Source organism: Terriglobales bacterium (assembly GCA_035624475.1).
Taxonomy (GTDB): Bacteria; Acidobacteriota; Terriglobia; order Terriglobales; family Acidobacteriaceae; genus DASPRL01.
Window position 1 is genome coordinate 1 of the sequence record DASPRL010000329.1, and the last position, 4,201, is coordinate 4,201.

Below are 4,201 nucleotides of genomic sequence, written 5' to 3' on the forward strand. Positions count from 1 at the left end.
GACAACCACGCCGGTTCGCCCGCCTCACAGGGGAAGGGGCACGGCCATCTGGCAACCCTTGATCAGGAAGCCGCCCCCGCAGGGCAGAACGATGATCTTCTCCGGCTTGTCGGCCAGGAACTCGTCCACCACCAGGGTGGCGCCGGGACAGGTGGTGAAGCCATAATCATCGCAGACGATGATCCCACCCTCCTGCATGCGGGGATAGAAGAAAGCCAAGCTGTCGCGTGTGGGCTGGTAGAGGTCGACGTCGATGTGCACGAAGGAGAATCTCCGCTCGGCGACCTCCGCAAAGCGCTCCGGGATCCATCCCGGATGCCAACTGAGCCGGCCCGCTGACTCCAGGTTGGTGCGGGCGGCCTCCAGGCTGGGGGCCAGGCCTCCCTGGGTCCAGTAGCTGCCGTCCTGCGGGGAGGGAGCCGAAAGGCCTTGGAAGGAATCGAAGAGGAAGTGGGTGCGTGGAGGGTTGGAGCCTCCCTGCAGCGAGCGGCAGATCAGGTAGGAGGTAGCGCCTTCGAAGACCCCGCACTCGGCGGTGTCGCCGGGCAGGCTGACCACCAGGCGGGCCAACTGATACACCATCCAACGGCGTTGCGTGTTCAGGCCTTTGTACTCGTGGAAGCGCTCCAGGTACTGGTTGAACCCCGGGTCCTGCCACCAAGCCATCTCCGGCCAGTGGAAGCGGTAGGAGGGAGCCAGCCTGCGGCCGATGCGCCGCAAGAGGGAGAAACGCATCTCCTGGCGCCTTACCGGGCTGCCCAGCCCTTGGAAAAACCGTGCGATTCGTTTCAGCATAATGACTTTGCGATAGCTCGATGAAGTCGTTCCATTCTCGGAACACGCTCAACGAGGCACGCTTCCCGGCGGACACATTCTACATACTCCCTCGCCAGGCAGAGGCTCGATCGAGCGGACTCCCGTGACTCGCAGAATCTCAACACACTATCACACCATGGTGTGGTGCAGGATCGAGCCGGAAGCCGGCTCCAGCAGGGCTCCCGGCGTTTCGTTCCCGGAACGCGATCTTTTTCCTTGCTCCTCCGCCCGAAGTGGGATTAAATGTCCCGCACACAAGGCACAACCCAGACCCTTCCGCGGTCACGACCGACGACCCTCAAGGTGACCGGACCGTGCCGGCGGGCAAACAGGCGCCTGCGGCCGTGGAGTCGGGGCAATCTCATGCAGGTGTTGGGACAGCGCCGATCTGTCTGCTTGGAACGGAGCCACAGCGAGTCGGCGAGGCATCGTCACAAGATCGAAAGACAAGGAGAGTTGAACCCACATGAAGTCAGCTACTGCAGCCAAGCTGTTAGCGATGGTTACTCTGGGAACAACCATGCTGTATGCGCAGGCCACCCGCACCTGGGTCTCGGGCGTGGGCGATGATGCCAACCCCTGCAGCCGCACGGCGCCCTGTAAGACCTGGGCCGGCGCCATTTCCAAGACCGCGGCCGGCGGCGAGATCGATGCCCTGGATCCCGCCGGCTTCGGCGCTGTCACCATCACCAAGGCCATCACCCTGGACGGAGGTGGGGGCCAGGTGGCTTCCGTCCTGGTCAGCGGCACCAATGGGATTGTCGTTCAGGCCGGCGCCAACGACGTCGTGACCCTGCGCCACCTCCGCTTCAACGGGATCGGGACCGGGCTGAACGCCATCCGCTTCCTGGCCGGCAAGGAGCTAACCGTCGAGAACTGCTTCATCTTCGGCTTCACGCAGAACGGCATCGATATCGCGCTCAACCAGGCGACTCAGGCTCGGGTGCATGTCATCAACACGGTGATCAACAACAATGCCGGCGTGGGCATTCGCGCCGCCAACGCGCAAGTGCCGGCGGTGCAGGTCGGGGTCGAGGGTTCCAACATCACTCTCGATAACATCGGCATCGAAGCTGCCCAGCACAGCCGGGTCTTGGTGAATCACTCGATCACCGAACTTGCCACGAACGACGGGATGAAGGCTGACGATGCCGCCACCGGCGATGCCCAGATGGCGATCGAGAGTTCGGAGTCGACCTTCAATGCCAACGGCATCACCGCAGGGGCGGGCTCTTCGGTCAACGTGGGAGGGTCCAGGATCATCAACAACAGCTCCTGCAGCCTCAACAACAGCGGAGGTACCCTCTTCTCCTTTACGCAAGGTGGTGCCGGAACCAATCGTATTTCCGGAGGCACTTGCGGGACCATCACGCCTTTGGCCCAGTAGCCAGGGTGAGACAGCTTACGGGGCCGGGCGAGTTTCGTCCGGTCCCGTATTCCTTTCTGGCGCCAGGGAGGATGTAGACTCTCTGTCGCAGGCGGCGGCTCCAGGCCGGCTTCCTGCGCGGAGAACCTGGCGGGTGAGATTCTCGGTAGTCACCGCGACCTACAACCGCGCCCACACCCTGGGACGCGTGTACGAAAGCCTGCTCGCCCAGACCTTCCACGACTTCGAGTGGCTCGTCGTGGATGACGGCAGCACGGACGGCACTCGGGAGCTGGTGTCCTCCTGGAAGGCGTCTTTTCCCCTCCGCTACTTCTGGAAGCCCAACGGCGGACAGCATACCGCCATGAATCTGGGCGTCGCGGCGGCCGAGGCCGAGTTCCTGGGCTTCGTGGATTCCGACGATTGCCTGCTCGCCGACGCCCTGGAACGCTTCGACTACCACTGGCGCCAGATCCCCGATCCCTCCCGCTTTTATAACGTGCTCGGCCTCTGCTCCCGCCCCGACGGCTCCATCGTGGGCAAGCGCTTTCCGGCCGAGGTGGTGGACACCTTCACTCTGGCCGACACCCTGCGTCTCCTTGGTCCCGGCGACCGTTGCGGCATGAATCGCACCGCTGCGCTCAGGGAGTTCTTTCCCTATCCCGAAGGTGAGCGGTTCTGCCCCTTGGGTCTCATCTGGCACCGCTTGGCACGGAAGTACGCCACCCGGTTCGCCAATGAGACGTTGATGATCGTCCACGCCAGCCCCGACAGTTACGACCGGAAGTTCTTCGCCCTGGCTGCCTCCAGTCCGAAAGCCACGCTGACTTACTACCGGGAGGTGGTCCACTCGCCGGCGCCGCCGCTGCTCCGGCTGCGGGCGGCCGCCAACTACTGCCGCTTTGCCGCGATCACGGCTTACCGGAGACTCCGCGGGCGCCAACGGTGACCGCGACCCGGCTGTGCTTGGAAACCCAGCCCAGGAGGCGTTTAGTATAGGAGCGGGGTTGCCAGACCCTCGCCAAGGAGAGAGCGCAAATGCCAGCGAAAAGGCAGCAGCCGTCCCGCCCGGCAAAGCTCAAGTCGGCAGCGCGGGGCAAGAAAAGTTCCCGCAGCAGGTCTACCCGCAGAGGCACCGTCCCTCCGGGTGAGAGCCTGCTGATCGACGTGGCTCGCACCGTGGGCACCACCCTGGGTGCCCTGGCCGCCCGCTCCAGCCGGGCGGCGGAGCGGCTTCGCATCGGAGGCAAGAGCAAGCGCTCCTAGCCTCCGCCATGCGCCCTGAGGTCGAACAGGCATTCCACGCCCTGCAGCAGAAGCAGCCCGCTTCCCTGGAGCGGGCGCTGGCGCTGCTGCAGGATACCGTCTTCTCCTTCAGCATGAAAGTCTGCGGCCACCGCCAGGACGCCGAAGACACCATGCAGGAGACCTTGCTGCGCGCCGTCCCTCAGCTCGGCAAGATCTCCAGCCCCCAGGGCCTGGCCGTCTGGCTCTACAAGGTGGCGCGCAGCCGCTGCCTGATGAGCCGCCGCAAGAGCAAGTTCGCGCCCAAAGTGAATCTTTCTCTTGAAGATCTCTTGCCCGACCGGCAGGAGTTGGAATCGCTGGCCGGCGGCGACCATCCCACGCCCGAGGCGGCGGTCCTGCGCGGCGAAGCGGCCGCGCGGCTGCAGGCAGCGGTGCAGAAGCTGCCCCCGGCCTATCGCCTCATCCTGGTGCTGCACGACATGGAGGAACTCTCCGCCGCCGAGATCGCGCGCGTCACCGGGCTGCGCGAGCCCACGGTGCGCGTGCGCCTGCACCGCGCCCGCGTCTTCCTGCGCAACGAACTGGCAGGGGCAGGGAAGCGACGTGCCCGGCGCGCTCCCCGGCCGGGGCCATCCGCCGCTCGCCCGCGCCGCTGCCGCCAGCTCTTCGCCGCCCTCTCCGACTACCTCGACGACGCGCTGGACGACACCCTGTGCGATGCCCTGGAAAAGCACTTGGACGGCTGCCGACCTTGCGAGGCTTTCCTCTCCA

At 65.2% G+C, this 4,201-nt stretch carries 5 protein-coding genes; 4 read left to right on the forward strand and 1 reads right to left on the reverse strand.

Annotated elements, in window-relative coordinates; genetic code table 11:
* Window positions 1-24 precede the first annotated feature (24 nt).
* Window positions 25-735, reverse strand: a complete 711-nt coding sequence (locus VEG08_13125) for a TylF/MycF/NovP-related O-methyltransferase (GenBank protein ID HXZ28928.1) — start codon at window positions 733-735, stop codon at window positions 25-27.
* Between the two features lie 547 nt (window positions 736-1,282).
* Here VEG08_13125 and VEG08_13130 point away from each other — a divergent pair.
* The 4 genes from VEG08_13130 to VEG08_13145 form a co-directional block, all read left to right on the forward strand.
* Entirely contained in the window at window positions 1,283-2,203 is a 921-nt protein-coding gene (locus tag VEG08_13130) for a hypothetical protein (protein HXZ28929.1), read from the forward strand.
* 133 nt (window positions 2,204-2,336) lie between these two features.
* Window positions 2,337-3,131, forward strand: coding sequence for a glycosyltransferase family A protein (locus VEG08_13135; GenBank protein HXZ28930.1), 795 nt, complete (start codon window positions 2,337-2,339; stop codon window positions 3,129-3,131).
* An 89-nt stretch (window positions 3,132-3,220) separates the two neighbouring features.
* Entirely contained in the window at window positions 3,221-3,448 is a 228-nt protein-coding gene (locus VEG08_13140; GenBank protein HXZ28931.1) for a hypothetical protein, read from the forward strand.
* An 8-nt stretch (window positions 3,449-3,456) separates the two neighbouring features.
* A partial coding sequence (locus VEG08_13145; protein ID HXZ28932.1) for a sigma-70 family RNA polymerase sigma factor occupies window positions 3,457-4,201 on the forward strand: 745 nt, incomplete at its 3' end.